At 72.3% G+C, this 25,014-nt stretch carries 23 protein-coding genes; 14 read left to right on the plus strand and 9 right to left on the minus strand.

The genetic code is table 11. The features are described from left to right. Positions 1 to 13 precede the first annotated feature (13 nt). On the plus strand, positions 14 to 1,030 hold the full coding sequence (locus ABT171_RS22125) for an ABC transporter ATP-binding protein (RefSeq protein WP_351246320.1): 1,017 nt from the start codon (positions 14 to 16) through the stop codon (positions 1,028 to 1,030). Further along, a complete protein-coding gene (locus ABT171_RS22130; RefSeq protein ID WP_351246322.1) occupies positions 1,017 to 1,898 on the plus strand; it encodes an ABC transporter permease in 882 nt (293 codons plus the stop codon). Before ABT171_RS22125 ends, ABT171_RS22130 begins: the two co-directional genes overlap by 14 nt. Here the strand turns inward: ABT171_RS22130 and ABT171_RS22135 are convergent. Continuing rightward, positions 1,888 to 2,493, minus strand: a complete 606-nt coding sequence (locus ABT171_RS22135; RefSeq protein WP_351246324.1) for a flavodoxin family protein — start codon at positions 2,491 to 2,493, stop codon at positions 1,888 to 1,890. The genes ABT171_RS22130 and ABT171_RS22135 overlap by 11 nt on opposite strands. Before the next feature lie 195 nt (positions 2,494 to 2,688). Between ABT171_RS22135 and ABT171_RS22140 the strand changes: the two genes are divergently transcribed. Continuing rightward, on the plus strand, positions 2,689 to 3,984 hold the full coding sequence (locus ABT171_RS22140; RefSeq protein WP_351246326.1) for a tetratricopeptide repeat protein: 1,296 nt from the start codon (positions 2,689 to 2,691) through the stop codon (positions 3,982 to 3,984). A gap of 112 nt (positions 3,985 to 4,096) precedes the next feature. Here ABT171_RS22140 and ABT171_RS22145 read toward each other — a convergent pair whose 3' ends face one another. The 3 genes from ABT171_RS22145 to ABT171_RS22155 form a co-directional block, all read right to left on the minus strand. Next, a complete protein-coding gene (locus ABT171_RS22145; RefSeq protein ID WP_351246328.1) occupies positions 4,097 to 4,576 on the minus strand; it encodes a VOC family protein in 480 nt (159 codons plus the stop codon). A 74-nt stretch (positions 4,577 to 4,650) separates the two neighbouring features. Next, positions 4,651 to 5,601, minus strand: coding sequence for an EamA family transporter RarD (rarD, locus tag ABT171_RS22150; protein WP_351246330.1), 951 nt, complete (start codon positions 5,599 to 5,601; stop codon positions 4,651 to 4,653). 113 nt (positions 5,602 to 5,714) lie between these two features. Further along, positions 5,715 to 6,569 (minus strand): SDR family oxidoreductase, encoded by an 855-nt coding sequence (locus tag ABT171_RS22155; protein WP_351246332.1) that lies wholly within the window; start codon positions 6,567 to 6,569, stop codon positions 5,715 to 5,717. Between the two features lie 100 nt (positions 6,570 to 6,669). Between ABT171_RS22155 and ABT171_RS22160 the strand changes: the two genes are divergently transcribed. After that, positions 6,670 to 7,083 (plus strand): winged helix-turn-helix transcriptional regulator, encoded by a 414-nt coding sequence (locus tag ABT171_RS22160; protein ID WP_351246334.1) that lies wholly within the window; start codon positions 6,670 to 6,672, stop codon positions 7,081 to 7,083. 13 nt (positions 7,084 to 7,096) lie between these two features. Here ABT171_RS22160 and ABT171_RS22165 read toward each other — a convergent pair whose 3' ends face one another. The 5 genes from ABT171_RS22165 to ABT171_RS22185 all read right to left on the minus strand — a co-directional run bounded on the left by ABT171_RS22165 (position 7,097) and on the right by ABT171_RS22185 (position 14,381). Then, entirely contained in the window at positions 7,097 to 8,158 is a 1,062-nt protein-coding gene (locus ABT171_RS22165; protein ID WP_351246336.1) for a 2-oxoacid:ferredoxin oxidoreductase subunit beta, read from the minus strand. Then, positions 8,151 to 10,079 (minus strand): 2-oxoacid:acceptor oxidoreductase subunit alpha, encoded by a 1,929-nt coding sequence (locus ABT171_RS22170; RefSeq protein ID WP_351246338.1) that lies wholly within the window; start codon positions 10,077 to 10,079, stop codon positions 8,151 to 8,153. Before ABT171_RS22170 ends, ABT171_RS22165 begins: the two co-directional genes overlap by 8 nt. 284 nt (positions 10,080 to 10,363) lie before the next feature. Continuing rightward, positions 10,364 to 11,053, minus strand: a complete 690-nt coding sequence (locus ABT171_RS22175; protein ID WP_351246340.1) for a response regulator transcription factor — start codon at positions 11,051 to 11,053, stop codon at positions 10,364 to 10,366. Positions 11,054 to 11,505: 452 nt separating this feature from the next. Further along, a complete protein-coding gene (locus ABT171_RS22180; RefSeq protein WP_351246342.1) occupies positions 11,506 to 12,843 on the minus strand; it encodes a sensor histidine kinase in 1,338 nt (445 codons plus the stop codon). A gap of 353 nt (positions 12,844 to 13,196) precedes the next feature. Then, positions 13,197 to 14,381: a sensor histidine kinase gene (locus ABT171_RS22185; RefSeq protein WP_351246344.1), complete on the minus strand. Its 1,185-nt coding sequence runs from the start codon at positions 14,379 to 14,381 to the stop codon at positions 13,197 to 13,199. Between the two features lie 238 nt (positions 14,382 to 14,619). Here ABT171_RS22185 and ABT171_RS22190 point away from each other — a divergent pair, with 238 nt between their 5' ends. Genes ABT171_RS22190 through ABT171_RS22235 form a run of 10 tightly spaced genes read left to right on the plus strand, consistent with a single transcriptional unit; the run spans position 14,620 to position 24,850 of the window. Next, positions 14,620 to 15,039: an NADH-quinone oxidoreductase subunit A gene (locus tag ABT171_RS22190; protein ID WP_351246346.1), complete on the plus strand. Its 420-nt coding sequence runs from the start codon at positions 14,620 to 14,622 to the stop codon at positions 15,037 to 15,039. Continuing rightward, positions 15,030 to 15,635 carry an NADH-quinone oxidoreductase subunit B gene (locus ABT171_RS22195; protein WP_351246348.1) on the plus strand — a complete coding sequence of 202 codons (606 nt, stop codon included), beginning with the start codon at positions 15,030 to 15,032 and terminating at the stop codon, positions 15,633 to 15,635. Before ABT171_RS22190 ends, ABT171_RS22195 begins: the two co-directional genes overlap by 10 nt. Further along, positions 15,632 to 17,257: an NADH-quinone oxidoreductase subunit C gene (locus ABT171_RS22200; RefSeq protein ID WP_351246350.1), complete on the plus strand. Its 1,626-nt coding sequence runs from the start codon at positions 15,632 to 15,634 to the stop codon at positions 17,255 to 17,257. The genes ABT171_RS22195 and ABT171_RS22200 overlap by 4 nt, the downstream gene beginning before the upstream one ends. Beyond that, positions 17,254 to 18,222, plus strand: coding sequence for a complex I subunit 1/NuoH family protein (locus ABT171_RS22205; RefSeq protein WP_351246352.1), 969 nt, complete (start codon positions 17,254 to 17,256; stop codon positions 18,220 to 18,222). The genes ABT171_RS22200 and ABT171_RS22205 overlap by 4 nt, the downstream gene beginning before the upstream one ends. 2 nt (positions 18,223 to 18,224) lie before the next feature. Beyond that, positions 18,225 to 18,776, plus strand: a complete 552-nt coding sequence (locus ABT171_RS22210; RefSeq protein ID WP_351246354.1) for a NuoI/complex I 23 kDa subunit family protein — start codon at positions 18,225 to 18,227, stop codon at positions 18,774 to 18,776. Then, a complete protein-coding gene (locus ABT171_RS22215; RefSeq protein WP_351246357.1) occupies positions 18,773 to 19,390 on the plus strand; it encodes an NADH-quinone oxidoreductase subunit J family protein in 618 nt (205 codons plus the stop codon). Before ABT171_RS22210 ends, ABT171_RS22215 begins: the two co-directional genes overlap by 4 nt. Next, on the plus strand, positions 19,390 to 19,764 hold the full coding sequence (nuoK, locus tag ABT171_RS22220; protein ID WP_351246359.1) for an NADH-quinone oxidoreductase subunit NuoK: 375 nt from the start codon (positions 19,390 to 19,392) through the stop codon (positions 19,762 to 19,764). The genes ABT171_RS22215 and nuoK overlap by 1 nt, the downstream gene beginning before the upstream one ends. Further along, complete coding sequence (locus tag ABT171_RS22225; RefSeq protein ID WP_351246361.1) at positions 19,761 to 21,755, plus strand: NADH-quinone oxidoreductase subunit 5 family protein; 1,995 nt, start codon at positions 19,761 to 19,763, stop codon at positions 21,753 to 21,755. Before nuoK ends, ABT171_RS22225 begins: the two co-directional genes overlap by 4 nt. A 6-nt stretch (positions 21,756 to 21,761) precedes the next feature. Then, positions 21,762 to 23,336 carry an NADH-quinone oxidoreductase subunit M gene (locus tag ABT171_RS22230; protein ID WP_351246363.1) on the plus strand — a complete coding sequence of 525 codons (1,575 nt, stop codon included), beginning with the start codon at positions 21,762 to 21,764 and terminating at the stop codon, positions 23,334 to 23,336. After that, positions 23,333 to 24,850 (plus strand): NADH-quinone oxidoreductase subunit N, encoded by a 1,518-nt coding sequence (locus ABT171_RS22235; RefSeq protein ID WP_351246365.1) that lies wholly within the window; start codon positions 23,333 to 23,335, stop codon positions 24,848 to 24,850. The genes ABT171_RS22230 and ABT171_RS22235 overlap by 4 nt, the downstream gene beginning before the upstream one ends. Positions 24,851 to 25,014: the final 164 nt, after the last annotated feature.

Raw genomic sequence — 25,014 nt, forward strand, 5'->3', positions numbered from 1 at the left:
CGAGGGGGAGCCGATGGACGAACCGTCCGCCATGGAGCGGGAGGCGGGGGACACCGGGGAATCGGGGGACGCCGAGCGGCGTGCCCCGGCCCGCGCGGAGACGGGCGTCATCGTCACCCGCGGCCTCACCAAGCGCTACCGCGGCGGACAGCTCGCCGTCGACCGCCTCGATCTGACCGTCCCGGCGGGCAGCGTCTTCGGCTTCCTCGGCCCGAACGGCTCCGGCAAGACCACCACCATCCGCATGCTGATGGGCCTGATCGAGCCGACGGCGGGCACGGCCCGCGTGCTGGGCCGCCCGATGCCCCGGGCGGCCCGTGCCGTTCTCCCGCAGGTCGGCGCGCTCATCGAGGGCCCCGCCCTGTACGGCTTCCTCTCCGGCCGGGACAACCTGCTGCGCTACGACGCCGCCGACCCGGCCGCCGACCCCCGCACCCGGCGTGCCCGCGTCGCCGCAGCACTGGACCGGGTGGGCCTCACGGCGGCCGCCGGCAAGAAGGCGAAGGCGTACTCGCTGGGCATGAAACAGCGCCTCGGCCTGGCTGCCGCGCTGCTCCAGCCACGCCGGCTGCTGGTCCTGGACGAACCCACCAACGGCCTGGATCCGCAAGGCATGCGCGAGATCCGCACCCTGATCAGGGAGCTGGCCGCCGACGGCACGACTATCTTCCTCTCCTCCCACCTCCTCGACGAGATCGAGCAGGTCTGCACCCACGCGGCGGTCATGGCCCGGGGCCGGCTCGTCACCCAGGGCGCGGTGGCCGATCTGGCGGCCGGGGCGCGGGGCCGGCTGGTCGTGACCACCCCGGATCCGGCCGAGGCGGCCCGGGTGCTGAAGGAGCAGGGCGTCGGGGACGTCAGCGCCGACGGCGACCGGGTCGGCGGCGAACCGCCCGCACGCGACCTCGCCGAGGTGAACGCGGCCCTGGTCGCGGCCGGGGTGCGGGTCCGCGGCTTCACACTCGAACGGGCGTCGCTGGAGGACGCGTTCGTGGCACTGACGGGGGAGGGCTTCGATGTCGCGGGCTGAGCCGGTCCAGGCGACCGGCGTACGGCGGCCGAGCCCGCTGTGGACGCTCGGACTGCTGCGCAGCGAGCTGGTCACGACCCTCCGGCGCTGGCGCACCCTCGCCCTGCTCGGCGTGCTGACCGCGGTGCCGGTGCTGGTCGGGATCGCGGTGAAGATCCAGACGCGCGGCGGCGGGACGGCGGACCACAGCGGCCGGGGCCCGGCGTTCCTCACCCAGATCACCAACAACGGCCTGTTCCTGGTGTTCACGGCGCTGGCCGCGACGCTGCCGTTCTTCCTGCCGATGGCCGTCGGGGTCGTCGCGGGCGACGCGATAGCCGGCGAGGCGGGCGCGGGCACCCTGCGCTATCTGCTGGTCGCCCCGGCCGGCCGCACCCGGCTCCTGCTCACCAAGTACACGACCGTGATGGCCTTCTGCCTGCTGGCCACCCTGGCCGTCGCCGTCTCCGCCCTGATCGTCGGCGCGCTGCTCTTCCCGCTGGGCGACCTGACGACCATCTCCGGCACCCGGATCAGCTTCGCCGAGGGCCTCGGCCGGGCCCTGCTGATCGCCCTGGTGGTCGCCGCCTCACTGGTCGGCGTGGCGGCGCTGGGCCTGTTCGTGTCGACGCTCACGGGCAGCGGCATCGCGGCGATGGCCACCACCGTCGGCCTGCTCATCACCGTCCAGATCCTCGACCAGATACCCCAGCTGCACGCGCTGCAGCCGTACTTGTTCCCCCACTACTGGCTGTCCTTCGCCGACCTGATGCGTGACCCCGTCTACTGGGACGACCTGGAGAAGAACCTCGGCCTGCAGGCGCTGTACGCGGCGGTGTTCGGCTCGGCCGCCTGGGCGCGGTTCACGACGAAGGACATCAGCGCGTAGGGCCTGACCCGGCGGCCTTCTCGTACGGGAAGCGGGCGAGGGGCGCGTCCTGGGCGAAGAAGGTCTTCGCGCGTGCCAGCGCCTCGGTGTCCTTCAGTACGTCGCCGGGCGCGGTGCCGTTGCCGAGCAGCACCCCGCCGAACCGCATCCCCATGTAGGCGGCCGAGTTGTTGAGTGTGCCGATGTACGGGTCGGCGACGGACGGCTCGTCGTGCGCCAGCGCCGCGATGCCCCAGAGCGTGCGGCCGGTCAGGGTCTCCCTGAAGTCCAGGCCCGGGGTGCGCAGCCAGCCGGACCAGTGGTCCAGGTAGCGCTTGGTGAGACCGGACACCGAGTACCAGTACAACGGCGACGCGATCACGATGTCGGTGGCCGCGAGCGTGGCGTCCAGCAGACCGTTGGCCGTGTCCGACGGCGGCCGTACGTGGCCGCTGTCGTGCCGCAGGTCCGTGAAGTCGGGAAGCGGGTGCTCGGCCAGCCGTATCCAGCGCTGTTCGACGTCACCGGGCAACTGTTCGGCGGCCCTGCGGGCCAGCAGCTCGGTGTTGCCCTCGGCGCGGGAGCTGCCCAGGACGAAGAGGAAGCGGCGGCTCATGGATCCCCCAGGTGAATGCTGCCGTACGACGATTAGAAGCATGTGCATTTTATGCATACGCAAGCAGTTGGGTCCAGGGCGCGGCTGGTGCGAGGCTGTGACGCTGCGGTGACGTGGAATCCGACGGAAACCGACACACTGGTCGGCAGGACGCGTACGACCGGATCGCGACGGCGGGGGAGTGAGGGAAAACCGATGGCCCGACTCAGCTTCGAGAAGAAGCGGGTGCAGCAGCCCGCGGTGCATCCGGCGGCGGTGGCCGTGCGGGTGTTCGGTGCGGCGAGCGCGTCGGTGGGTGGGACGTCGGTGGTGGCGGCGCCGGGCGAGGAGATCCAGCAGGCCGTCCTCAACCACCTCCAGCGCCTGGCCATCAGCCTCGGCGCCCCGATACGCGCCACCATCCACGACGACCGCGCGGGCTGCGTGGTTCCTCTGGAGGTCTCGGCGGACGGCTCCAGCCGGGTCACGGGACGGGCGGTACGGGTGGCTGCGCCGAGCGGGACGAGCGGGTCCGGTGGTCCGCGCCCGGCGGACGGGGCGTCACCGGCGGCTGTTCCTGCGCAGGGTGGGCCGGACTCGGCCGACGTGGCGTCACCGGCGGGCGTGGCTGTGGTGGAGGGCGCGGAGGATGTGCCCGGCGTGGCGCAACCGGAGCCCGTGCCGGCCGGCACGGTGCAGGCGCCCACGGGACAGTTCGGCCCCGCGCCGGTCATGCCGGCCAGGGAGGTGCCGGTGCCCGCCGCCGACACCCCGAAGCCCCAGCCCGCGGCCTACGTCCCCGCGGCGTACGCCCCGGCGGCCCCGGCCTCCGGTCCTGTGACCTCGGCCTCCGTGGTCTCCGCCCCTGCTGCTCCGTCGGCCCCGGCCTCCGTCCCCGCGGCCCCGGCCTCCGCAGCTCTGGCCTCCATGGCCTCTGCTCTCACGGCCTCCGTCTCCGACCCCGCGCCGACCCACACCCCCGCCCGGGGCTTCGACGCCGTCGCCGAGGAGGTGCTCGGGGACGAGCCCGTGACCGAGACCGCGGAGGGGGCCGAGTTGCTCACCGAGCCGATGGCGCGGATCAACGAGGCCGTGCGGGACGGCCGTATCGAGGCGGCGGCGGAACTCGCCGACCGTACGGTCGCCGAGGCAACCGCCGTGCTGGGCCCCCGCCATGCCGAGGTGCTGCACCTGCGTGAACTGTCCGCCTACATCGCGTACTTGGCGGGTGAACCGGTCCGTGCGTGCCGGCTGTCCCTGGACCTCGCCCGGCTGCGCCGGCAGGCGCGGGACGCGGAGGCCGCCTACGGCAACGTACAGAGCGCGGCGACCGCCTGGCGCGCGGTGCGCGACCCGGAGGAGGGGCTGCGGCTGGGCCGGGACCTGATCGACCTGTGGGCGGAGCTCAGCGCCGAGCCGGGCCCCGCCGCCGACGACCCGCGCCCGCTGGAGTCCGCCCGCGCCCGCATGGTGCGCCTCACCGACCGGGCGGCCCGCGCCGCCCAGGTCTGACGCCCGCCCGGACCGGACCTGCCCAGGGGATGACGCCTGCCCGGACCGACGACCGCCTAGGCGTGGCACCAACCGGAACCGGCCCGCGCCGGGACCGGGCTCGGCGTCAGCCCTACTGCACGCAGAACTCGTTGCCCTCCGGATCCGTCAGCACCACCCACTCACCGGCGGGTTCCTTCACCTCGCGCAGTACACGCGCGCCCAGTGCCCGCAGGCGTGCCACCTCGTCCGCGCGTCGGCCGGCGGTGGCGTGCAGGTCGAGGTGGAGTCGGTTCTTGACGGTCTTCGGCTCCGGTACGCGCTGGAACAGCAGTCGCCGTCCGAGTCCCGTGCCGGTCTCCGGGTCGTACGGGTCGTCGGGGTGCCGTACGGCGATCAGGTCACGGAAGGCGGGTCGGCCGTGGTACTCGACGGTGGCCTCCCCGGGCAGCGCGCCGAGGGACAGCAGCCGTTCGATCAGGGCGCTGTTGTCCTCGGCCGTGTAGTGCAGCGCGGCGGCCCAGAAGTCGGCCTGGGTGTGCGGGTCGGCCGCGTCGATCACGAGCTTCCAGTGCAGCGGGGCGGGGGCCTCGGTGGGCGGGGGAGTCGACATGCTCACCACTTATAGCGGGGAGTACTGACATCAACGGCGTACATGGGGGCGGACGCCCCCGGGAAGCCCCCGGTTCACACGTCCACAGGCGCGGAGTCCGGCGTTTCCACCCGGGGTGCCCCGAGTGGCTCCCTCGGCCTCCGTGCCGAGCGCAGCGCGTCGCCCGTCAGCAGGATCAGGGCCAGCCAGACCAGGGCGAATCCGGCCCAGCGCTCGGGCGGCATGGCCTCGTGGAAGTAGAGGACTCCGCACAGGAACTGGAAGACGGGGGCCAGGTACTGCAGCAGCCCCAGCGTGGACAGGGGCACGCGGATCGCCGCCGCGCCGAAGCAGACCAGCGGCAGCGCGGTGACGACGCCGGTGGAGGCGAGCAGGGCCGCGTGTCCGGCGCCGTCGTTCAGGAAGCTCGCGTCGCCGTGCGCGCCGAGCCACAGCAGATAGCCGAGCGCGGGCAGGAACTGGATCGCGGTCTCGGCGGCCAGTGACTCCAGGCCGCCGAGGGCGACCTTCTTCTTGACCAGGCCGTAGGCGGCGAAGGTGACCGCGAGGACCAGCGAGATCCACGGCGGGCGGCCGTAGCCGACCGTCAGGACGACGACGGCGGCGACGCCGGTCGCGACCGCCGCCCACTGCACGGGCCGCAGCCGCTCCTTCAGCAGCAGCACGCCCAGTGCGATGGTCACCAGCGGGTTGATGAAGTACCCGAGGGAGGCCTCGACCACATGGCCGGAGTTCACGGACCAGATGTAGACGCCCCAGTTCAGGGTGATGACGGCGGCGGCCACGGCGATGAGCCCGAGCCGGCGCGGCTGGCGCAGCAGTTGTCCGGCCCACGCCCAGCGCCGTACGAAGAGCAGGGCGACGGCGACGAAGACCAGGGACCACGCCATGCGGTGGGCGAGGATCTCCACCGCCCCGGCGGGTTTCAGCAGCGGCCAGAACAGGGGCACCAGGCCCCACATGCCATAGGCCGCGAAGCCGTTCAGCAGGCCTATCCGGTGCTCACCCCTGGACTTCCCGGTCACGGGCCCCTCCCTCTCACATCGCGCACGCGAGAACGAAGGTAGCGCCGTGCACCCCCGGCTGTCATGGCCGTATCGCCATACGGTCATGACAGGCAGGGGTGCCGCCGGATCGCTCAGCCCTTGAGCGCGGCGGTGACCGCCTCCGCCAGCGGGGTGGTGGGACGGCCGATCAGCCGCGACAGGTCCCCGGAGGAGACCACCAGCTCGCCCTTCTCGATCGAGGCGTCCACGCCGGCCAGGACCGCGGCCAGCGGGCCGGGCAGCCCGGCGCCGGTCAGGATGCCGGTGAGGGCCTCGACGGAGACCGGGGTGTAGGCGATCTCCCTGCCGGTCTGCCGGCTCAGCTCGGCCGCGTACGCGGCGAAGCCCCACGCCTCGTCGCCGCCCAGCTCGTACGTCTGGTTCTCGTGGCCCTCACCGGTCAGCACCGCGACCGCGGCGGCCGCGTAGTCGGCGCGGGCGGCCGAGGAGACGCGGCCCTCGCCCGCGGCCTGGACGACCGCGCCGTGCTCCAGCACCGGGGCCAGGTTCTCGGTGTAGTTCTCGTGGTACCAGCCGTTGCGCAGCAGGGTGTACGGCAGGCCGGAGGCGAGCAGCGCCTGCTCGGTGGCCCGGTGGTCGTCCGCCAGTGCCGCGGTGAGGGTGCCCGGGGCGCTGGTGTACGCGAGCAGTGCCACACCGGCCGCCTTCGCGGCGTCGATGACGACCTGGTGCTGCCGCACCCGTCCCTTGTCGAACTCGTTGCCGGAGATCAGCAGGACCTTGTCGCCGGCGGCGAACAGGCCGTCGAAGGTCTCGGGCGCGTTGTAGTCGGCGACGGCCAGCTTCACCCCGCGGGCCGCGAAGTCGGCGGCCTTCGCCTCGTCGCGTACGACGGCGGTGATCCGCCCCGCCGGAACCTTCTCCAGCAGCTGCTCCACGACGTGCCGGCCGAGGTGTCCGGTGGCTCCGGTGACGACGATGCTCATGGTGGGAACTCCTTGGGGGTGCCGTGTGTCCGGGTCTGACACTCACCCTAAGAGGGGCGCTAACTGAAGGAAAGTACCCACTTTGAAGTAAGGTACTGGCATGGCGGTAAGTGAGTGGAAGGGCGACCGCGAGGCCATGTGCCCCCATCGCCTGGTCCTGGAGCACGTCACCAGCCGCTGGGGCGTGCTGGTGCTGATCCAGCTGCTCGACCGCCCGTACCGGTTCAGCGAACTGCGCCGGGCGATCAGCGGCCTCGGCGGGCGCGGCGTCAGCGAGAAGATGCTCACGCAGACCCTTCAGACCCTGGAGCGCGACGGCCTCGTCCACCGGGACGCCAAGCCCGTCATCCCGCCCCGCGTCGACTACTCCCTGACCGGGTTGGGCCGCGAGGCGGCGGAGCAGGTGCGGGCGCTGGCGCAGTGGACCCAGCGGCGCATGGACGACGTGCTCGACGCCCGCCGGGCATACGACGAGGCCCGGGACATCCGGTCCCGGGCCTCGCACCACGAGTAACAGCGAACAAGGGTCAGCCGACGACCGTCCAGGTGTCCCCGCCGGCCAGCAGCGCGGCCAGGTCGCCCTTGCCCTTCTGCTCGATCGCGGTGTCCAGCTGGTCGGCCATCGCCGTGTCGTAGACCGGCCGTTCGACCGAGCGGAAGACACCCACCGGGGTGTGGTGCAGGGTGTCGGGGTCGGCGAGCCGGGAGAGCGCGAAGGCGGTGGTCGGGGACGCGGCGTGCGCGTCGTGGACCAGGATGTCCGCCTCGTTGTCCGCCGTCACGGTGACGACCTCCAGGTCACCGGTGGCCCGGTTGCGTACGACGCCGCGCGCGCCGTCGGCCCCGAAGCGGATCGGCTGCCCGTGCTCCAGGCGGATCAGCGCCTCCTCGGCCTGCTGCCTGTCCTTGAGGGCGTCGAAGGCGCCGTCGTTGAAGATGTTGCAGTTCTGGTAGATCTCGATCAGCGCGGTGCCCGGGTGGTCGGCGGCCGCGCGCAGCACCTCCGTCAGGTGCTTGCGGTCGGAGTCGATGGTGCGGGCCACGAAGGACGCCTCCGCGCCGAGCGCCAGCGACACCGGGTTGAACGGGGCGTCCAGCGAGCCCATCGGCGTCGACTTGGTGATCTTGCCGACCTCGGACGTCGGCGAGTACTGGCCCTTGGTGAGGCCGTAGATCCGGTTGTTGAACAGCAGGATCTTCAGGTTCACATTGCGGCGCAGGGCGTGGATCAGGTGGTTGCCGCCGATGGACAGCGCGTCGCCGTCCCCGGTGACCACCCACACCGACAGGTCCCGCCTGCTGGTGGCCAGGCCGGTGGCGATCGCCGGGGCGCGGCCGTGGATGGAGTGCATCCCGTAGGTGTTCATGTAGTACGGGAAGCGGGAGGAGCAGCCGATGCCGGAGACGAAGACGATGTTCTCCCTGGCCAGCCCCAGCTCCGGCATGAAGCCCTGCACGGCGGCGAGGATCGCGTAGTCACCGCAGCCGGGGCACCAGCGCACCTCCTGGTCCGACTTGAAGTCCTTCATCGACTGCTTGGCCTCGGCCTTGGGGACCAGCTGCAGCAGTCCGTTGCCGGCGTCAGTCATCGATGGCCTCCTTCAGAGCCTTGGCGAGCTGTTCCGCCTTGAACGGCATGCCGTTGACCTGGTTGTAGGAGTGGGCGTCGACCAGGTACTTCGCCCGGATCAGGGTGGCGAGCTGCCCGAGGTTCATCTCCGGCACCACCACCTTGTCGTACTGCTGGAGCACCTTTCCGAGATTGCGCGGGAAGGGGTTGAGGTGGCGCAGATGCGCTTGCGCGATCGACTCGCCGGCCGCGCGCAGCCGTCGTACCGCCGCCGTGATCGGGCCGTAGGTGGAGCCCCAGCCCAGGACCAGGGTCCTGGCGCCGTGCGGGTCGTCGACTTCGATGTCCGGGACGTCGATGCCGTCGATCTTGGCCTGCCGGGTGCGGACCATGAAGTCGTGGTTGGCCGGGTCGTAGGAGATGTTGCCCGTGCCGTCCTGCTTCTCGATGCCGCCGATGCGGTGCTCCAGACCCGGTGTGCCCGGGATCGCCCACGGCCGGGCGAGGGTCTGGGGGTCCCGCTTGTACGGCCAGAAGACCTCGGTGCCGTCCTCCAGGGTGTGGTTCGGTCCGGAGGCGAACTGGACCCTCAGGTCCGGCAGCTCGTCCAGGTCCGGGATCCGCCACGGCTCCGAGCCGTTGGCCAGGTAGCCGTCGGACAGCAGCATCACCGGGGTGCGGTACGTCAGCGCGATCCGGGCCGCCTCCAGTGCGGCGTCGAAGCAGTCCGCCGGGGTCCGGGGCGCGACGACCGGCACCGGCGCCTCGCCGTTGCGGCCGAACATCGCCTGCAGCAGGTCCGCCTGCTCGGTCTTGGTCGGCAGACCCGTGGACGGGCCGCCGCGCTGGATGTCGACGACCAGCAGCGGCAGCTCCAGCGAGACCGCGAGGGCGATCGTCTCGCTCTTCAGCGCGACACCGGGACCGGACGTCGTCGTCACCGCGAGCGAGCCGCCGAAGGCCGCGCCCAGCGCCGCGCCGATGCCCGCGATCTCGTCCTCGGCCTGGAAGGTGCGGACGCCGAAGTTCTTGTGCTTGCTCAGCTCGTGCAGGATGTCCGAGGCCGGCGTGATCGGGTACGAGCCGAGGAACAGCGGCAGGTCCGCCTGCCGCGAGGCCGTGACCAGGCCGTAGGCCAGGGCGAGGTTGCCGGAGATGTTGCGGTAGGTGCCGACCGGGAAGGCCTTGGCGGCGGGGGCGACCTCGTAGGAGACCGCGAAGTCCTCGGTGGTCTCGCCGAAGTTCCAGCCCGCGCGGAACGCGGCGACGTTGGCCGCAGCGATGTCCGGCTTCTTGGCGAACTTCGACTTCAGGAACTTCTCGGTGCCCTCGGTGGGCCGGTGGTACATCCAGGACAGCAGACCCAGCGCGAACATGTTCTTGCTGCGCTCGGCCTCCTTGCGGGAGAGGGCGAACTCCTTGAGCGCCTCCACCGTGAGGGTGGTCAGCGGCACCGGGTGGAGGTTGTAGCCGTCCAGCGAGCCGTCCTGGAGCGGGTCGGTGTCGTAGCCGACCTTCTGCAGGGCGCGCTTGGTGAACTCGTCGGTGTTGACGATGATCTCGGCGCCGCGCGGCAGATCGCCGACGTTCGCCTTCAGCGCGGCCGGGTTCATCGCCACCAGCACGTTCGGGGCGTCACCCGGGGTGAGGATGTCGTGGTCGGCGAAGTGGAGCTGGAAGCTGGACACGCCGGGCAGGGTGCCGGCGGGGGCGCGGATCTCGGCAGGGAAGTTGGGAAGGGTGGAGAGGTCGTTGCCGAAGGACGCGGTCTCCGAGGTGAAGCGGTCACCGGTGAGCTGCATGCCGTCACCCGAGTCCCCCGCGAACCGGATGATCACCCGGTCCAGGCGCCGCACGTCCTTGGCGCCGCCCGGTTTGCGCTGCTCTCCCACGACGGTTCCGTCGGTGTGCTCCGCTGGGCTGCTGACCTGGCTGGTCACTGAACTGGACCTCCTTCGAGGCGGCTGTCCGTCGGGTGGTCGTCCCACGGACCATCCCAGGATCAACCCTACGTCGGTTAGGGTCGCCTTCCCGAGGCCATCCGAAGATTGGACGGCGTTTCGAGACGGCCTGTTCGCGCTGCTACTCACTCTCCCGCATGATGACCCGCGCCGCCGGAACTCCGATCAAGAAGTTCCCGAGCGTCCCTCGGCTGCCTCCTGAGTCCGCACCGGCCGGGTACCCGCCCGACGAGGACCCGGGAGCCTCTTCGCGGTTCCGGTCCTCAGGAGTTCAGGTACGTCAGGACGGCCAGCACGCGGCGGTGGTCCCCGTCGCTCGGGGTCAGCCCGAGCTTCAGGAAGATGTTGCTGACGTGCTTCTCCACGGCCCCGTCGCTGACCACCAGCTGCTTGGCGATGGCCGAGTTCGTGCGTCCCTCCGCCATCAGCCCGAGCACCTCGCGCTCGCGCGGGGTCAGCCCCGCCAGCACGTCCTGCTTGCGGCTGCGGCCGAGCAACTGCGCCACCACCTCCGGGTCCAGCGCCGTACCGCCCCCGGCCACCCGCACCACCGCGTCCACGAACTCGCGCACCTCGGCGACCCGGTCCTTGAGCAGATAGCCCACACCCCGGCTGGAACCGGCCAGCAGCTCGGTGGCGTAACGCTCCTCCACGTACTGCGACAGCACCAGCACCCCGAGCCCCGGATGCGCCTTCCGCAGCCGTACGGCCGCCCGTACGCCCTCGTCGGTGTGCGTCGGCGGCATCCGTACGTCCGCCACGACCACGTCGGGCAGCGTCCCCCGGGCCTCCAGGTCGGCGACGGTCTTCACCAGCGCCTCGGCGTCCCCGACGCCGGCCACGACATCGTGCCCGCGGTCGGTCAGCAACCGGGTCAGGCCCTCCCTGAGCAGCACTGAATCCTCGGCGATGACCACCCGCACCCTGTCCTCCACGATCTCCTGGCCCCCCATGCCCGTGCCCGCTCCTCTACGACGCCGTTCGTACGGAGGTCCAGCATTCCAGCATTCGGCCCACGCCGCCCGCCGCCCCGGCACAACGGCGCGCTCCGGGGCGTGGAGGGCGTCTGGGTGTGGGGGGGCCGGGATCTTTCGCGCGCGGGCCTCCGGTCGGGTGGGAGAGGGGGCACACATGGCCGCCGTGCCGGCGGCTCAGCTGGGAGCCGGGTCGGCGGTGGTCTCGGGTGGGTGGTGGATGCGGTGGTGGCCTCGGGCGGCCGGTGGATGCGGCCGCGGCTTCGGGTGGCTGGCGGATCCGGTGGTGGCCTCGGGTGAGTGGTGGATCCGGCGGCGGCCCCGGGTGGGGCGGCGGACCCGTCGGTCCCTGCTCCGGCGGGCGGCGGAGGAGGGCGGCCTGCGTGAGCGCCCTCCGCGTGCCTTCGCGGGTGTGCGACGGTGCACCGGGATCAGGCCCGCCAGGGCAGTTCCGCGATCACCCGGGTGGGGCCGCCGGACGGGGAGTCGACCACGAGGACGCCGTCCACCGCGTCAAGCCGTCCGGCGAGGCCGGCCAGGCCCGAGCCGCGGGAGACGTCCGCGCCGCCCACCCCGTCGTCGGTCACCTGCACCATCAGCCGGTCCTCCGCGCGCCACACGTCCACCGACGCGGACCGGGCCCCGCTGTGCTTGCTGATGTTCTGCAGCAGCTCGGAGACGGTGAAGTAGGCGATGCCCTCGATGGCCGGCGCCGGGCGGGCCGGCAGATCGACCTCGACCCGCACCGGCACCGTACAGCGGGCGGCGACCGAGGACAGCGCGGCGTCCAGACCACGGTCCGTCAGCACGGCCGGATGGATGCCGCGGGCGAGATCGCGCAGCTCCTGCAGCGCCGTCTTCACCTCGCCGTGCGCGTCGTCCACCATCCGCGCCGCCGCCTGCGGATCCTCCCGCAGCTTCTCCTTCGCCAGCCCCAGATCCATGGCCAGGCTGACCAGCCGGGCCTGGGCCCCGTCGTGCAGGTCCCGCTCGATGCGCCGCAGGTCGGCGGCGGCCGTGTCGACCACGACCCCGCGGTCCGACTCCAGCTCCACCACCCGCGCAGACAATGGCGACGGCCCCAGCAGCCCCCGCACCAGCAGCCCGTCCACCGCCGTCAGGGCCCGTACGATCCACGGGGTGGCCAGCGTGAACAGCAGGCCGACCAGCGCGGTCACGGTGATCTCGAACGGGTTGTCGAGATAGACGCTGTGGTGTTCGTCGGCGTACAACTGCATCCCGCCCTGGCCGCCGTACATCGGGAAGACCCAGAACCACAGCGGGTACGTCAGCAGCGACCAGCCGGCCGTCCACAGGCTCACCGCCACCGAGAACGAGAACACCGCCCAGGGGAACTGCACCAGCGTGTACAGCAGGTTCCGCCAGGAGGCGCCGCTCTTGAGCACCGCGCCCATCCAGGCCAGCGCGCCCGGCTTGCGCGACCTGAGCGGCTCCGGCTCGGCCACGTCCAGCCGCAGCAGTCCGCGCGCCCGCGCACGCTCCAGCGCGCCGAAGCCGCGGCAGCCGGCGAGCGCCGCCGCGAGCACCGGGATGCCGAGGAAGGTCACCAGCAGGCCCGCGCCGAGCGACACCATGGTGACCGTCCAGCTGAACAGCACGATGGACAGGGGCAGGCTCAGCAGGACGTAGCCGAACTCACGCCAGCTGCGTGCCTCGAACGGCGCCCGTAGCGCGGCGGGCAGACGGTAGCCGGTCCCGTCGGAGTGCCCGTCCTCCCGCCCGTAGCCGTGTCCGTACTCCGTGGCCATCGATTCCGTCCTGTTCTCGTCGTCCTGCGGCGGTTCCGCCGTGTCTCCAGAGTCGTGCGCCGAGGGGTGCCGGGCCATGGAGTCCGTCGGCGTCCTGGGCCGGGGGTTTTCCCTACCCTGGCCTCCGGCGGTGCGGCCGGTTGCGCGGTGTCGTCGGCTTCTCGTGGTCGTGGGTTTGGTGCCGTCGGTTTCTGTGCGCCGGTCGCATGTAGCCGTCGGTTTCCGTGCGGTCTGTCGGGGGCCGCCGTAGGGGGTGGTGCTGTCGGGCGGCTGCGGGTTCCCGTGGGGTGCTCGCGCCGTTCCCCGCGCCCCTGCCGGAGTTGCGGTCGCCGTACCCGCAAGGCGCTGCCCCGCTACTCCGTGCGGTCACGCCAGGGCAGCTCTGCCGTGATCACCGTCGGGCCGCCGGGCGGGGAGTCGAGGACGAACAGGCCGTCCACCGCGTCCAGCCGTTCCGCGAGCCCCCGCATCCCGGTGCCGCCCTCCAGCCGGGCGCCGCCGCGGCCGTCGTCCCGGACCTGGATGAGCAGCCGGTCCTCCGTGCGCCACACGTCCACCGACGCGGACCGGGCCCCGCTGTGCTTGCTGATGTTCTGCAGCAGCTCGGAGACGGTGAAGTAGGCGATGCCCTCGATGGCGGGCGCCGGCCGGTCCGGCAGGTCCACGGCCACCTTCACCGGCACCGTGCAGCGCGTGGCGACCGAGGACAGGGCCGCGTCCAGGCCCCGGTCCGTGAGCACGGCCGGATGGATGCCGCGGGCGAGGTCGCGCAGCTCCTGGAGGGCCAGCTTCACCTCGCCGTGGGCCTCCTCCACCATCGCCGCCGCCGAGTCGGGATCCTCCACCAGCTTCTCCTTGGCCAGACCGAGCCCCATGGCCAGGTTGACCAGCCGGGCCTGGGCCCCGTCGTGCAGGTCCCGCTCGATGCGCCGCAGGTCGGCGGCGGCCGTGTCGACCACGACCCCGCGGTCCGACTCCAGCTCGGCGATACGGCGTTCCAGCTCGTCCGACGGCGACAGCAGCCCGCGCACCATGAAGCGGTCCGCGTTCGCCAGCCACCGCGCCACGTACGGCAGCACCGGCCACAGTACGAACAGCGAGGTCAGCGCGGTGCAGAAGGTGAGGATGCCCCACGGCAGCCGGATCGCGTCGTAGAGCAGCGTCCGCCAGCCCACCGGGTCCTTCAGCGCCATCCACAGCCGCTGCGCCAGTCCGCCGCCGCGGGCGAGCGGCATCGGGGTCGGCTCCGTCACCCGCACCCCGAGCAGCCACCGGGCGCGGGCCCGCTCCAGCTTCCCCAGCTGCCGTGCGCCCAGCAGACTCAGCGCCAGCAGCGGCAGGCCGACGACGGTGAGCGTCAGGGACCCGCCGACCGACAGCGCGGTGATCGCGTAGACGAAACCGAACACCGTCACCGGCAGGTTCAGCAGGAGATACAGGATCTCCTTCCACGTGTGCGGGTCGTACGCCGGCCGGATCGGCGGCAGCCGGTCGGTGTCGTCGGCCGTCCTGCCGTCGGCGGAGCTGGTAGCGGTCATACGGTCAGCCTGCCGTGCGCGCAGCCCGCCACGCCATGCGGTACGCCGCCCTCCGCCGCCGGGGGAAAGCCCCACCCCCGCCCGCCTCACCTGTCTCACCCCGTGACGGGCTGCTTACCCGCTCTTTATCAGGGCCTAGACTCCCGTGCGTACAGATCGTCGAATCAGGTCGCGTCACGGTGCACCACAGCGTGCACGATTTCACTGGGGTCACGAGGTCAGGGAGCGAGGTCGGACGGTGCGGGAGACGTTGGGAGACTCGACGGTCGCCGCGGCGCACGTCGTCGCGGCCGGCTACTTCCGGTCCTACTCGGCGGTGGGACTGCTCACGCTCGTCGGCGTGCTGTTCGTCGCGGTCGCCTTCGGCGCCGGCCGCCTGCTGCGCCCGGTCGTGCCGACCCCGGAGAAACTCCTGACCTACGAGTGCGGCGTCGACCCCGTCGGCGAGGGCTGGGCCCACACCCAGGTCCGCTACTACGTCTACGCCTTCCTGTACGTGATCTTCGCGGTCGACTCGATCTTCCTGTTCCCCTGGGCCACGGTCTTCGCCGCCCCCGGTTACGGCGCGACGACCCTGGTGGAGATGTTCGTCTTCCTCGGCTTCCTCGCCGTAGGCCTGCTGTACGCATACAAGAAGGGCGTCCTGGCATGGACGTGACCCCGGATCCCGTTTACCTGCCCGAGCCGAAGCGGCTGGGCGCCCTGGCCCGCCTGGCCCCCGAGCCGATGAAGGTGGTCCTCAACTGGGGCCGCCGCTACTCCCTCTGGGTCTTCAACTTCGGCCTCGCCTGCTGCGCGATCGAGTTCATCGCCGCGTCGATGGGCCGCCACGACTTCATCCGCCTCGGCGTGATCCCGTTCGCCCCCGGGCCCCGCCAGGCCGACCTGATGGTGGTCTCGGGCACCGTCACGGACAAGATGGCCCCGGCCGTCAAGCGCCTGTACGAGCAGATGCCCGAGCCGAAGTACGTCATCTCCTTCGGCGCCTGCTCCAACTGCGGCGGCCCCTACTGGGACTCGTACTCGGTCACGAAGGGCGTCGACCAGATCATCCCGGTGGACGTGTACGTCCCCGGCTGCCCGCCGCGCCCCGAGGCGCTGCTCCAGGGCATCCTCAAGCTCCAGGAGAAGATCGCCCGCGAGTCGCTGGGGGAGCGGTACGGCACCGGTTCCGCCCGGCCGTCCGCGGCCGCCCTGACCAGCGGCCTGGTGCAGCCCCCGGCGCCCGCCGCGGCCGAGGGGGACGCCCGATGAGCACGGTCGGCTGGCTGCCCGCCCCGGTCGAGGACCTCTTCGGCGCCGACACGGTGGCCGAGGAGTCGTACGAGGTCCTGACGGTCGACGTCCCGCCGTCCTCCTGGCTCACCGCCCTGGAGACGGCCCGTACGACCCTGGGCTGCACCTACTTCGACTGGCTGAGCGCGGTCGACGAACCGGGCACGGGCTTCCGCGTCTCGGCCCACGTCGTCGCCCTCGGCCCGGTCCGCCGTCTCCTCGTCCGTACGACCGTCCCGCACGAGGCGCCGACGCTGCCGTCCGCCGTCGGCGTCTACGCGGGCGCCGCCTGGCACGAGCGCGAGACCCATGAGATGTTCGGCGTCCGCTTCGAGGGCCATCCCTCGCTGGACCACCTTCTCCTGCCGGAGAACTTCGAGGGCCACCCGCTCCGCAAGGACTTCGTCCTCGCCGCGCGTGTCGCCAAGGCCTGGCCCGGCGCGAAGGAGCCCGGCGAATCCGAGCACGGCGGCCCGAAGCGCCGCCAGATGCTCCCCCCGGGCGTGCCGGACCCCAACGAGTGGGGCCCCCTGAAGGGCCAGCTGCCCCCCGTCCCGGCCCGCCCGGCGCGGGGCGCGGGCCGCGCGGCGGGCGAACGACCGGCAGCTCGTGCGGGCGCGGCCGGCGACCGTCCGGTACGACGCGCCCGTACGGCGTCGGAGGGCTCGGCGAGCCAGCAGGGAGAGACTCCTGCTGGTGCTGGTGCTGGTGCTGGTGCTGGTGCTGGTGCTGGTGCTGGTGCTGGTGCTGGTGCTGGTGGTCCGGAGGGGGCGGTTGGTGCCGCCGGTGCCGCCGGTGCCGCGCCGCGGCGGATGCGGAGCGCGAGCCAGGGCTCGGTGAGCCAGACCCGGACGCCGGCCCCGCAGGACGCGGCCGGGCAGGAGCAGGCTGCGGCCGAGGGCGGCGCACCCCGGGCAGCGACTGCGCAAGGCCCGGCTGCCGAGGCGTCCGTGGCCCACGAGCCCGGCCCCGCCCCTGCCCGCCCGCGCCGCGCCCGCAGCGCCTCGGAGGGCTCGGCCTCACAGCGGACCGGGACACCGGAGCCGGAGGCTCCGTCTTCGAGCGAGCCGACCACAGCGGACAGCGCGGCCCGTCCCGTCCGCCGGAGCACGTCCACGCGCAGCTCGGACGCCCCGTGGCACCACGCTCGGCCGGCCTTCGACGAGCCGACGGAATCCGAGCGGATGTCTGGCGAGGCCGAGAAGGCTCCCGCAGAAGCCGGGCAAACTCCTGGCGAGCCCGAGCGGACCACCACCGACGGATCCAACCGGACTTCTGCGGAGCCCGAGCTGCCCGCCGAACCGGAACCGGTCCCTACGGAGTCCGAGCGGACACCTGCGGAGCCTGAGAGGACACCTGCGGAGTCCGGGCGCACGCCTGCGGAGCCCGGGCCGGCACCCGTCGTACCGGAGTCAACCCCGGCGGAGCCCGGCCCGGCCGAGCGCCGACCCGAACGGCCCGCCGAGGGTGCGGACCCCGCCACGCGCGACGACCGTGCCGCCCCCGCCACCGCCGCCGGTACCTCCGACGGCCGCACCCCCGACACCCCAGACACTCCCCCCACCACCGACGACCCCCACCGCACAGGAGGCCCGCAGTGAACGGCGTGCCGGACGTCGCCCTGCGACTCCTCGTCGTGTTCGTCGTCTTCCTCACGTTCCCGCTGATCGTCGGCCAGACCGAGCACAAGGTGATGGCCCACATGCAGGGCCGGCTCGGCCCGATGTACGCGGGCGGCTTCCACGGCTGGGCCCAGCTCATCGCCGACGGCGTGAAGTTCGCGCAGAAGGAGGACGTGGTCCCGGCCGGTGCCGACCGCCGCGTCTTCCAGCTGGCCCCCGCCGTCGCCCTGCTGCCGTACCTCCTCGTCCTGCTCGCCATCCCGATCGGCCCGAGCGAGGGCGCGGTCGGCCAGGTCCTCGACGCGGGCGTGTTCTTCGTGCTCGCGGTGATGGGCGTCGGCGTGCTCGGCTCGCTCATGGCCGGCTGGGCCAGCGCGAACAAGTTCTCCCTGCTCGGCGGCCTGCGCACGGCCGCCCAGCTGCTCGCCTACGAACTCCCGATGCTGCTCGCCGCGGCCTCGGTCGCCATGGCGGCGGGAACCGTCTCCCTGCCCGGCATCCTGCACGCCTTCCACTGGTGGTGGCTGCCCTGGCAGATCATCGGCGCGGTCGTCTTCTTCGTCGCAGGCCTCGCCGAACTGCAGCGCCCGCCGTTCGACATGCCCGTCGCCGACTCCGAGATCATCTTCGGCGCGTACACCGAGTACACCGGACTGCGCTTCGCGCTCTTCCTCCTCGCCGAGTACGCCGGGATCGTCGTCCTGTGCGGTCTGACCACCGTCCTGTTCCTGGGCGGCTGGCACGGCCCCTGGGGCCACGACGGCCTGGGCTGGCTGTGGACCCTGCTGAAGACCGCGATCCTCGCCTTCCTCGTCATCTGGCTCCGCGTGACCTACCCGCGGCTGCGCGAGGACCAGCTCCAGAAACTGTCCTGGACCCTCCTCGTCCCCCTCTCCCTCGCCCAGATCGCCCTCACCGGCATCGTCAAGGTGGTGATCAGCTAACCATGGCCCCCATTCCCGGCAGCGGCCTCGCCAAGGGCCTGGCCGTCACCCTCCGCACGATGACGAGGAAGCACGTCACCGAGCAGTACCCGGATGCCCAGCCCGAACTCCCGCCCCGCACCCGCGGTGTGATCGGCCTGTTCGAGGAGAACTGCACGGTCTGCATGCTCTGCGCCCGCGAGTGCCCGGACTGGTGCATCTACATCGACTCCCACAAGGAGACGGTCCCGCCGGCCGCCCCCGGTGGCCGCGAGCGCAGCCGCAACGTCCTCGACCGGTTCGCCATCGACTTCTCCCTGTGCATGTACTGCGGTATCTGCATCGAGGTCTGTCCTTTCGACGCGCTGTTCTGGTCCCCGGAGTTCGAGTACGCCGAGACCGACATCCGTGACCTCACCCACGAGCGGGACAAGCTCCGCGAGTGGATGTGGACCGTCCCGGCCCCGCCGGCCCTCGACCCCGCGGCCGAGGAGCCGAAGGAGATCGCCGCCGCCCGCAAGACCGCCGAGAAGCTGGCGGCCGCGCAGGCCGAGCCGGGGGAGGGCGACTCGTGAGCCTCGCCGCGGCCACGGTGGCCGCCTCCGGCGCCCACGGCTTCCTGTCCCCGACCGGCGTCGAGATCGCCTTCCTCCTCGTCGGCCTGGTCACCTTCGGCGCCGCGCTGGTCACCGTCACCACCCGCCAGCTGGTGCACGCCGCCCTGTGGCTGGTGGTCGCCCTCGGCGGCCTCGCCGTGGAGTACCTGCTGCTCACGGCCGAGTTCATCGCCTGGGTACAGGTCCTGATCTACGTCGGTTCCGTCGTCGTCCTCCTCCTGTTCGGGCTGATGCTCACCAAGGCGCCCATCGGCCGCTCCCCGGACGCCGACTCCGGCAACCGCTGGGCCGCCCTGGCCGTCGCGGTCGCCGCCGCCGTCGCCCTGGTGTGGGTGGTCGTCGACGCCTTCCGCACCACCTGGATCGACCTGGACGGCCCGGCCGCCGGGACCACCCGGATCACCGGCGAGAGCCTGTTCCGGACCTGGGTGCTGCCCTTCGAGGCCCTGTCCGTGCTGCTCCTCGCGGCCCTGGTCGGCGCGATCGTCCTGTCCCGCAAGGCGACGGCGGACGCGAACGCCGCGCCCGCGGCCGCCGCGGACACCACCGGCGAGAAGGAAGGCGCCCGCTGATGCACCTCGTCTACCCGGCCGTACTCTCCGCCCTCCTCTTCTGCACCGGCCTGTACGGCGTCCTCGCCCGCCGCAACGCGATCCTGGTCCTGATGTCGGTCGAGCTGATGCTCAACGCCGTCAACCTCAACCTGGTCGCCTTCGACGTCTGGCTCAGCCGGACCGCGAGGGAGACCCTGCACTCCGGCCAGGCGCTGACCCTGTTCACCATCGCCATCGCCGCCGCCGAGATCGGCATCGGCCTGGCGATCGTCCTCGCCGTCTACCGCAACCGCGGCACCTCCGACATCGACAAGCTCCGCGACACCGCCGAGGGCCCCGGCACCGAGGGACCGGACTCCTCCGCGGCCGAGAAGGCTGAGGCCACCGCGTGACCACGACCACCCTCGCCGTACTCGTCCCCCTCCTGCCGTTCCTCGGCGCCGCGGCCGGACTGCTGCTCGGCCGCACCGCGCCCGGGTTCGTCCGCCCGCTGGCCGTCCTGCCGCCGCTGGCCTCGCTCGTGCTGGCCGCGCTGGTCGCCGTGCGTCAGGGCGGCGAGGCGGCCATCGACGCCCACACGGAGCTGACGCCCACCGGCTCGGTCCCCGTCGAGCTGGCGCTGCACATCGACGGCTTCGCCGCGCTCGTCGCGATCCTGGTCGCGTTCGTCGCCGCCTGCGTGCAGATCTACTCGACGGGCTATCTCCGCGACGACCCGCGCTACCCCTCGTACGCCGCCCTCGTCTCCCTGTTCACCTCCGCGATGCTCCTGGTCGTCTACTCCGGCGACCTGATCGTGCTGCTGGTCGGCTGGGAAGTCATGGGCATCTGCTCCTACTTCCTGGTCGGCCACTACTGGGAGACCCCTCAGGCCCGTGCCGCCTCGCTGAAGGCCTTCCTGGTCACCAAGCTCGGCGACGTGCCGTTCCTGATCGGCCTGTTCGCACTTGCCACCGACGCCGGCTCCTTCCGCATCACCCGCGTCCTCGGCGCCGTCGCGAGCGGCAGCCTGCACCACCCGACCCTCGTCGCCCTGCTGCTCCTCGCGGGCGTCGCGGGCAAGTCGGCGCAGTTCCCGCTGCACACCTGGTTGCCGGACGCGATGGCGGGCCCGACGCCCGTCTCGGCGCTCATCCACGCCGCGACGATGGTCGCCGCCGGTGTCTACTTCATCGCCCGTCTCCTCCCGGTGTTCGAGGCCTCGCAGGCCGCGATGATCGTGCTGGCCGTCATGGCCGCCGTCACCATGACCGGCTCGGGTCTCGCCGCGCTCGCCCAGGACGACATCAAGCGCGTCCTCGCGTACTCGACGATCGGCCAGCTCGGCTACATGACCGGTGCCCTCGCCGTCGGCGACCGCGGTGCCGCCGTCTTCCACCTCCTGTCCCACGGCGCCTTCAAGGCGCTGCTGTTCCTCGCCGCCGGCGTGATCATCCACGCCGCCGGCACCAACTCGCTGGCCGCCATGTCCCGCATGCGCGGCCTGCGCGACCGCATCCCGGACGCCTACTGGACGATGACCGTGGCCCTGCTCGCGCTCGCCGCGATCCCGCCGTTCAGCGGTTTCTTCTCCAAGGAGTCGGTCCTCGGCGCCGCCGAGCACGTCGCCACCGGGGGCACCGGGCACGCGCCCGGCGCGGCCGGCTGGATCGTCCTCGTCGCCGGTCTGCTCACCGCCCTGCTGACCGCCGCCTACGCGACCCGGCTGTGGCTGCTGGCCTTCCGCGGCCGGGGCGCCGAGGCCCCCGACCACGGCCGCCAGCCGCTGACGATGACCGTGGTGCTCTGGGTGCTCGCCGTGCCGTCGCTGGCGTTCGGCGGGCTCGCCTACCGCTCGCTGCCCGGCTGGTTCGACGGCCGCGATCTGACCCCGACCCTGCTCACCTCCGTCCTCGGCACGGGCCTCGCCCTCGTCGGCGGGCTGCTCACCTACGGCGCCTGGCAGCGCACCACGCAGCTCACCGGCCGGGTCCCGCTGGGCGCGGTCGCCGCCCACCCGGAGGAGGACGCCGGGCTGGTCGAGGCCGAGGCCATCGCCAGCCACGAACCGGCCTACGGCGACATCGCCTACGCCCCCGACCCCGCGGACCCGGCGCGGCTGCTGCTCGGCCCGCTGCGCCGCCACGCGGCCGCAGGCTTCCGCCTGGACGCCGTGTACGCGGCGCTGTTCGTCCGCCCGGTGCAGGCCGGGGCGAGTCTCGTCCGGTTCCTCGACCGCGAGGTCGTCGAGACCTACGTAGGCGGCGCGGCCGCGCTGCCCCGGCTGCTCGGGGCCGCCGTACGGCGGGCGCAGACCGGCAATGTGCAGACCTATGTGAGCGCGCTGCTCGCCGGCACCGTCGTCCTGGCGGTCGCCGTCGTCCTCGTCGCCACGGGAGCGTGAGCAGGCGTGATCGATATCAACGAGTCCGTGATGCAGTTCCTTCTGGCGTTCCTTGTCGTCGGCCCGCTCCTCGGCGCCGTCGCCGCCCTCCTCCCGGCTCCGCCCGGACTGAAGGGGAAGTCACCCGAGCAGGCCGTGCTGCGCCACGGCGTCACCGTGACCGGTGTGATCCTCATCGCCGCGATCGTCCTCGCGCTCGGCTTCGACCACGACCACGCGTCGAAGATGCAGGCCACGACCGACATCAGCTGGATCCCCGCGCTCGACGTGCGGATCCACCTCGGCATCGACGGCATCTCCCTCCCCCTTGTCGTCCTGACCGCTCTGCTGACCTTCCTCTGCGCGCTGTACTCCTACTTCAACCCGCCCAAGGGCCCGTCCCCGAAGGCGTTCGTCGCGCTGCTGCTCCTGCTGGAGTCCGGCACCCTCGCGACCTTCGCCGTCCTCGATCTGCTGCTGTTCTTCCTCGCGTTCGAGATGGTGCTCATCCCGATGTACTTCCTCATCGCCCGCTGGGGCGGCGAGGGCCGGACCCGGGCCGCGTGGAAGTTCATCCTGTTCACGCTGCTCGGCTCCGTGGTCATGCTGCTCGGCCTGCTCCTGATCGGAATCAAGGCGGGCACATTCGACATGGTGGCACTCGCCACTGACAACGGCCGGTCGCTGACCGCATCCGTGCAGGTCATCGCCGTTCTGGCGATCGGGATCGGGCTCGCGGTGAAGTCGCCGATGTGGCCGCTGCACAGCTGGCTGCCCGACGCCCACACCGCCGCGCCGACCGTCGGCTCGGTACTGCTGGCCGGTGTCCTGCTGAAGATGGGTACGTACGGGTTCGTCCGGATCCTGCTGCCGGTCGCGCCGCACGGCTTCCACACCTTCGCGCCGTACCTCGCCGCGTTCGCGGTCGTCGGGATCATCTACGGATCCCTGGCCTGCCTGGCACTGGCCAAGCGGGGTGCGAAGGGCGACCTCAAGCGGCTGATCGCCTACTCGTCCGTCGGCCACATGGGCTTCGTCCTGCTCGGCATCGCCACCATGACCCCGACCGGCGTGAACGGCGCCCTGTTCGCCAACATCGCCCACGGCCTCATCACCGGCCTGCTCTTCTTCCTGGTCGGCGGGCTGAAGGACCGTACGGGCACGACCGACCTCGACGCCCTGGCCGAGGAGACCGGCGCCGCGCTGTACGGCAAGGCCCCGCGCCTCGGCGGTCTGCTCGCCTTCGGCGCCGTCGCCTCGCTCGGCCTGCCCGGACTCGCCGGGTTCTGGGGAGAGATGCTGGCCCTGTTCGGCGCGTTCAGGCCCGCCGCCGACCTCAGCCGGCCGGCGTTCCTCACCTTCATGGCGATCGGCGCGTTCGGCACCCTGCTGACGGCCGCGTACATGCTGATCGTGGTCCGCCGCGTCTGCATGGGCGGCGCGGAGACGGAGGTGCCGAAGCTCGCCGACGTCCACGGCTACGAGTTCGCCGCCTGGACCCCGCTCGTCGCCCTCACCGTCGTCGCCGGACTGTGGCCGAGGGCGCTGCTCGGCCTCACCGACCCGGCCGTGCACCAGCTCCTCGCAGGAGGCACCCCATGAGCGCCCAGCCCCTCGCCGAGTCGCTGGTCCAGTCCGTCGACTGGCTCGCCGTCGCCCCGCCGGTCATCGCCGCCGCGGTGGGACTCGTCGTCCTGGTCGCCGATCTGTTCCTGCCCGAGGCCCGTAAGGCCGTCCTCGGCTGGATCTCGGTCGCCGGACTGGCCGTGGCGGCGCTGATGCTGCTGCCCCTCCTGGACGGCGACCGCAGCACCTTCTGCCTGAACGGCGCCACGCGCGCGTGCAGCTACACCGCCGACCACTTCACGCTCGTCATCCAGTTCCTCGTCCTCGGCGGCGCCTTGCTCGCGGCACTGCTGTCGGTCACGAACCTCAAGGACGACCAGCGGCGCGTCCCGCCGGGCGAGTTCTGGTTCCTGCTGCTCTCCTCCGCGGCCGGCGCCGCCCTGCTGCCCGCCTCCCGCGACCTGGCCACCCTGATCGTCGCCCTGGAGGTCGCCTCCCTGCCCGCCTTCGCCCTCGTCGGCATCCGGCACGGCGACAAGCGGTCCTCCGAAGCCGCCCTGAAGTTCTTCCTGTCCTCGGTGACGGCCACTGCGGTCAGCCTGATGGGCATCAGCTTCGTCTACGCCTCCACGGGCACCCTCTACCTCACCCAGGTCGCCCAGCGTCTGCCGCACGTCGGCGGACAACTGCACACACTCGCCCAGACCGGTGTCGTCCTCACCCTGATCGGCTTCGCCTTCAAGACGGCCGCCGTACCGTTCCACTTCTGGGTGCCCGACACGTACGTCGGCGCGCCGCTGCCCGTCGCCGCCTACCTGTCGGTCGTCGGCAAGGCGGTCGGCTTCTCCGGCCTGATCCTCGTCACCGTCGTCGCGTTCCCGTCGTACGCCGACATCTGGGGCCCCGCGCTCGCTGTGCTGGCCGCCCTCACCATGACCGTCGGCAACGTCGGCGCCCTCCGCCAGCAGGCCACGCGCGCGTACAGCGCCGTACGGCTGCTCGCCTGGTCCTCCGTCGGCCAGGCCGGCTACCTGCTGGTGCCGATCGCCGCCGCCGGCTACGCAAAGGACCCGCAGAAGGCGATCGGCTCCACGGTGGCCTACGCGCTGATGTACGCCGCCGTGAACCTCGGCGCGTTCGCGGTGGCCGCCCTGGTGGGCCGTGGCCGCGCCCTGAACCGGATCAGCGACTACCGGGGCCTGTACGCCACCAACCCGCTCACCGCGCTTCTGCTGGCGTTCTTCCTGCTGTGCCTCGCCGGGCTCCCGCCAGGCATCATCGGGCTGTTCGCGAAGGTCACCGTGTTCTCGGCGGCCGTCGACGCGGGCCTCGGCTGGCTCGCCGTCGTCATGGCCGTCAACGTGGTGATCGCCCTCTTCTACTACCTGCAGTGGACGGCCCTGCTGTTCCGCGCCCCAGAAGGCGAACCCGCCCGGCACCGCGTCCCGGCCCCCCTCACGGCAGCCCTCGCCCTCACCGGCGTACTCGGCGTCGCCCTCTCCGGAGCACCCCAGCTGGTCCTGCGCTTCGCGGCCACCGGCCTCTTCTGAGGAGCCGCCGCCCGAGCGGCCCGTCTGTGCCCCCACGCGTGTGTGGAGCATCTGCACCGCCACGCGCGCGTGCGCACCCCGGGCTCCGCGCCCCGGCCGGTCACCACCTCACCCGTACGGCGGAGGCGCGGCACCGCCCGCACCAGGGAACTCGTGCCGCCCGC

The sequence above is a fragment of the Streptomyces sp. NPDC001851 genome, from assembly GCF_040297165.1.
Taxonomy (GTDB): Bacteria; Actinomycetota; Actinomycetes; order Streptomycetales; family Streptomycetaceae; genus Streptomyces.

What these genes read in the sequence shown, in the direction of transcription:
- ABT171_RS22185 (WP_351246344.1), bottom strand. Translation starts at nt 14,381, where the DNA reads ATGACCGCTACCAGCTCCGCCGACGGCAGGACGGCCGACGACACCGAC.
- nuoK (WP_351246359.1), top strand. Translation starts at nt 19,390, where the DNA reads ATGCACCTCGTCTACCCGGCCGTACTCTCCGCCCTCCTCTTCTGCACC.
- ABT171_RS22180 (WP_351246342.1), bottom strand. Translation starts at nt 12,843, where the DNA reads ATGGCCACGGAGTACGGACACGGCTACGGGCGGGAGGACGGGCACTCC.
- ABT171_RS22160 (WP_351246334.1), top strand. Translation starts at nt 6,670, where the DNA reads ATGGCGGTAAGTGAGTGGAAGGGCGACCGCGAGGCCATGTGCCCCCAT.
- ABT171_RS22200 (WP_351246350.1), top strand. Translation starts at nt 15,632, where the DNA reads ATGAGCACGGTCGGCTGGCTGCCCGCCCCGGTCGAGGACCTCTTCGGC.
- ABT171_RS22130 (WP_351246322.1), top strand. Translation starts at nt 1,017, where the DNA reads ATGTCGCGGGCTGAGCCGGTCCAGGCGACCGGCGTACGGCGGCCGAGC.
- ABT171_RS22135 (WP_351246324.1), bottom strand. Translation starts at nt 2,493, where the DNA reads ATGAGCCGCCGCTTCCTCTTCGTCCTGGGCAGCTCCCGCGCCGAGGGC.
- ABT171_RS22175 (WP_351246340.1), bottom strand. Translation starts at nt 11,053, where the DNA reads ATGGGGGGCCAGGAGATCGTGGAGGACAGGGTGCGGGTGGTCATCGCC.
- ABT171_RS22210 (WP_351246354.1), top strand. Translation starts at nt 18,225, where the DNA reads ATGGCCCCCATTCCCGGCAGCGGCCTCGCCAAGGGCCTGGCCGTCACC.
- ABT171_RS22125 (WP_351246320.1), top strand. Translation starts at nt 14, where the DNA reads ATGGACGAACCGTCCGCCATGGAGCGGGAGGCGGGGGACACCGGGGAA.
- ABT171_RS22155 (WP_351246332.1), bottom strand. Translation starts at nt 6,569, where the DNA reads ATGAGCATCGTCGTCACCGGAGCCACCGGACACCTCGGCCGGCACGTC.
- ABT171_RS22140 (WP_351246326.1), top strand. Translation starts at nt 2,689, where the DNA reads ATGGCCCGACTCAGCTTCGAGAAGAAGCGGGTGCAGCAGCCCGCGGTG.
- ABT171_RS22195 (WP_351246348.1), top strand. Translation starts at nt 15,030, where the DNA reads ATGGACGTGACCCCGGATCCCGTTTACCTGCCCGAGCCGAAGCGGCTG.
- ABT171_RS22165 (WP_351246336.1), bottom strand. Translation starts at nt 8,158, where the DNA reads ATGACTGACGCCGGCAACGGACTGCTGCAGCTGGTCCCCAAGGCCGAG.
- ABT171_RS22235 (WP_351246365.1), top strand. Translation starts at nt 23,333, where the DNA reads ATGAGCGCCCAGCCCCTCGCCGAGTCGCTGGTCCAGTCCGTCGACTGG.
- ABT171_RS22145 (WP_351246328.1), bottom strand. Translation starts at nt 4,576, where the DNA reads ATGTCGACTCCCCCGCCCACCGAGGCCCCCGCCCCGCTGCACTGGAAG.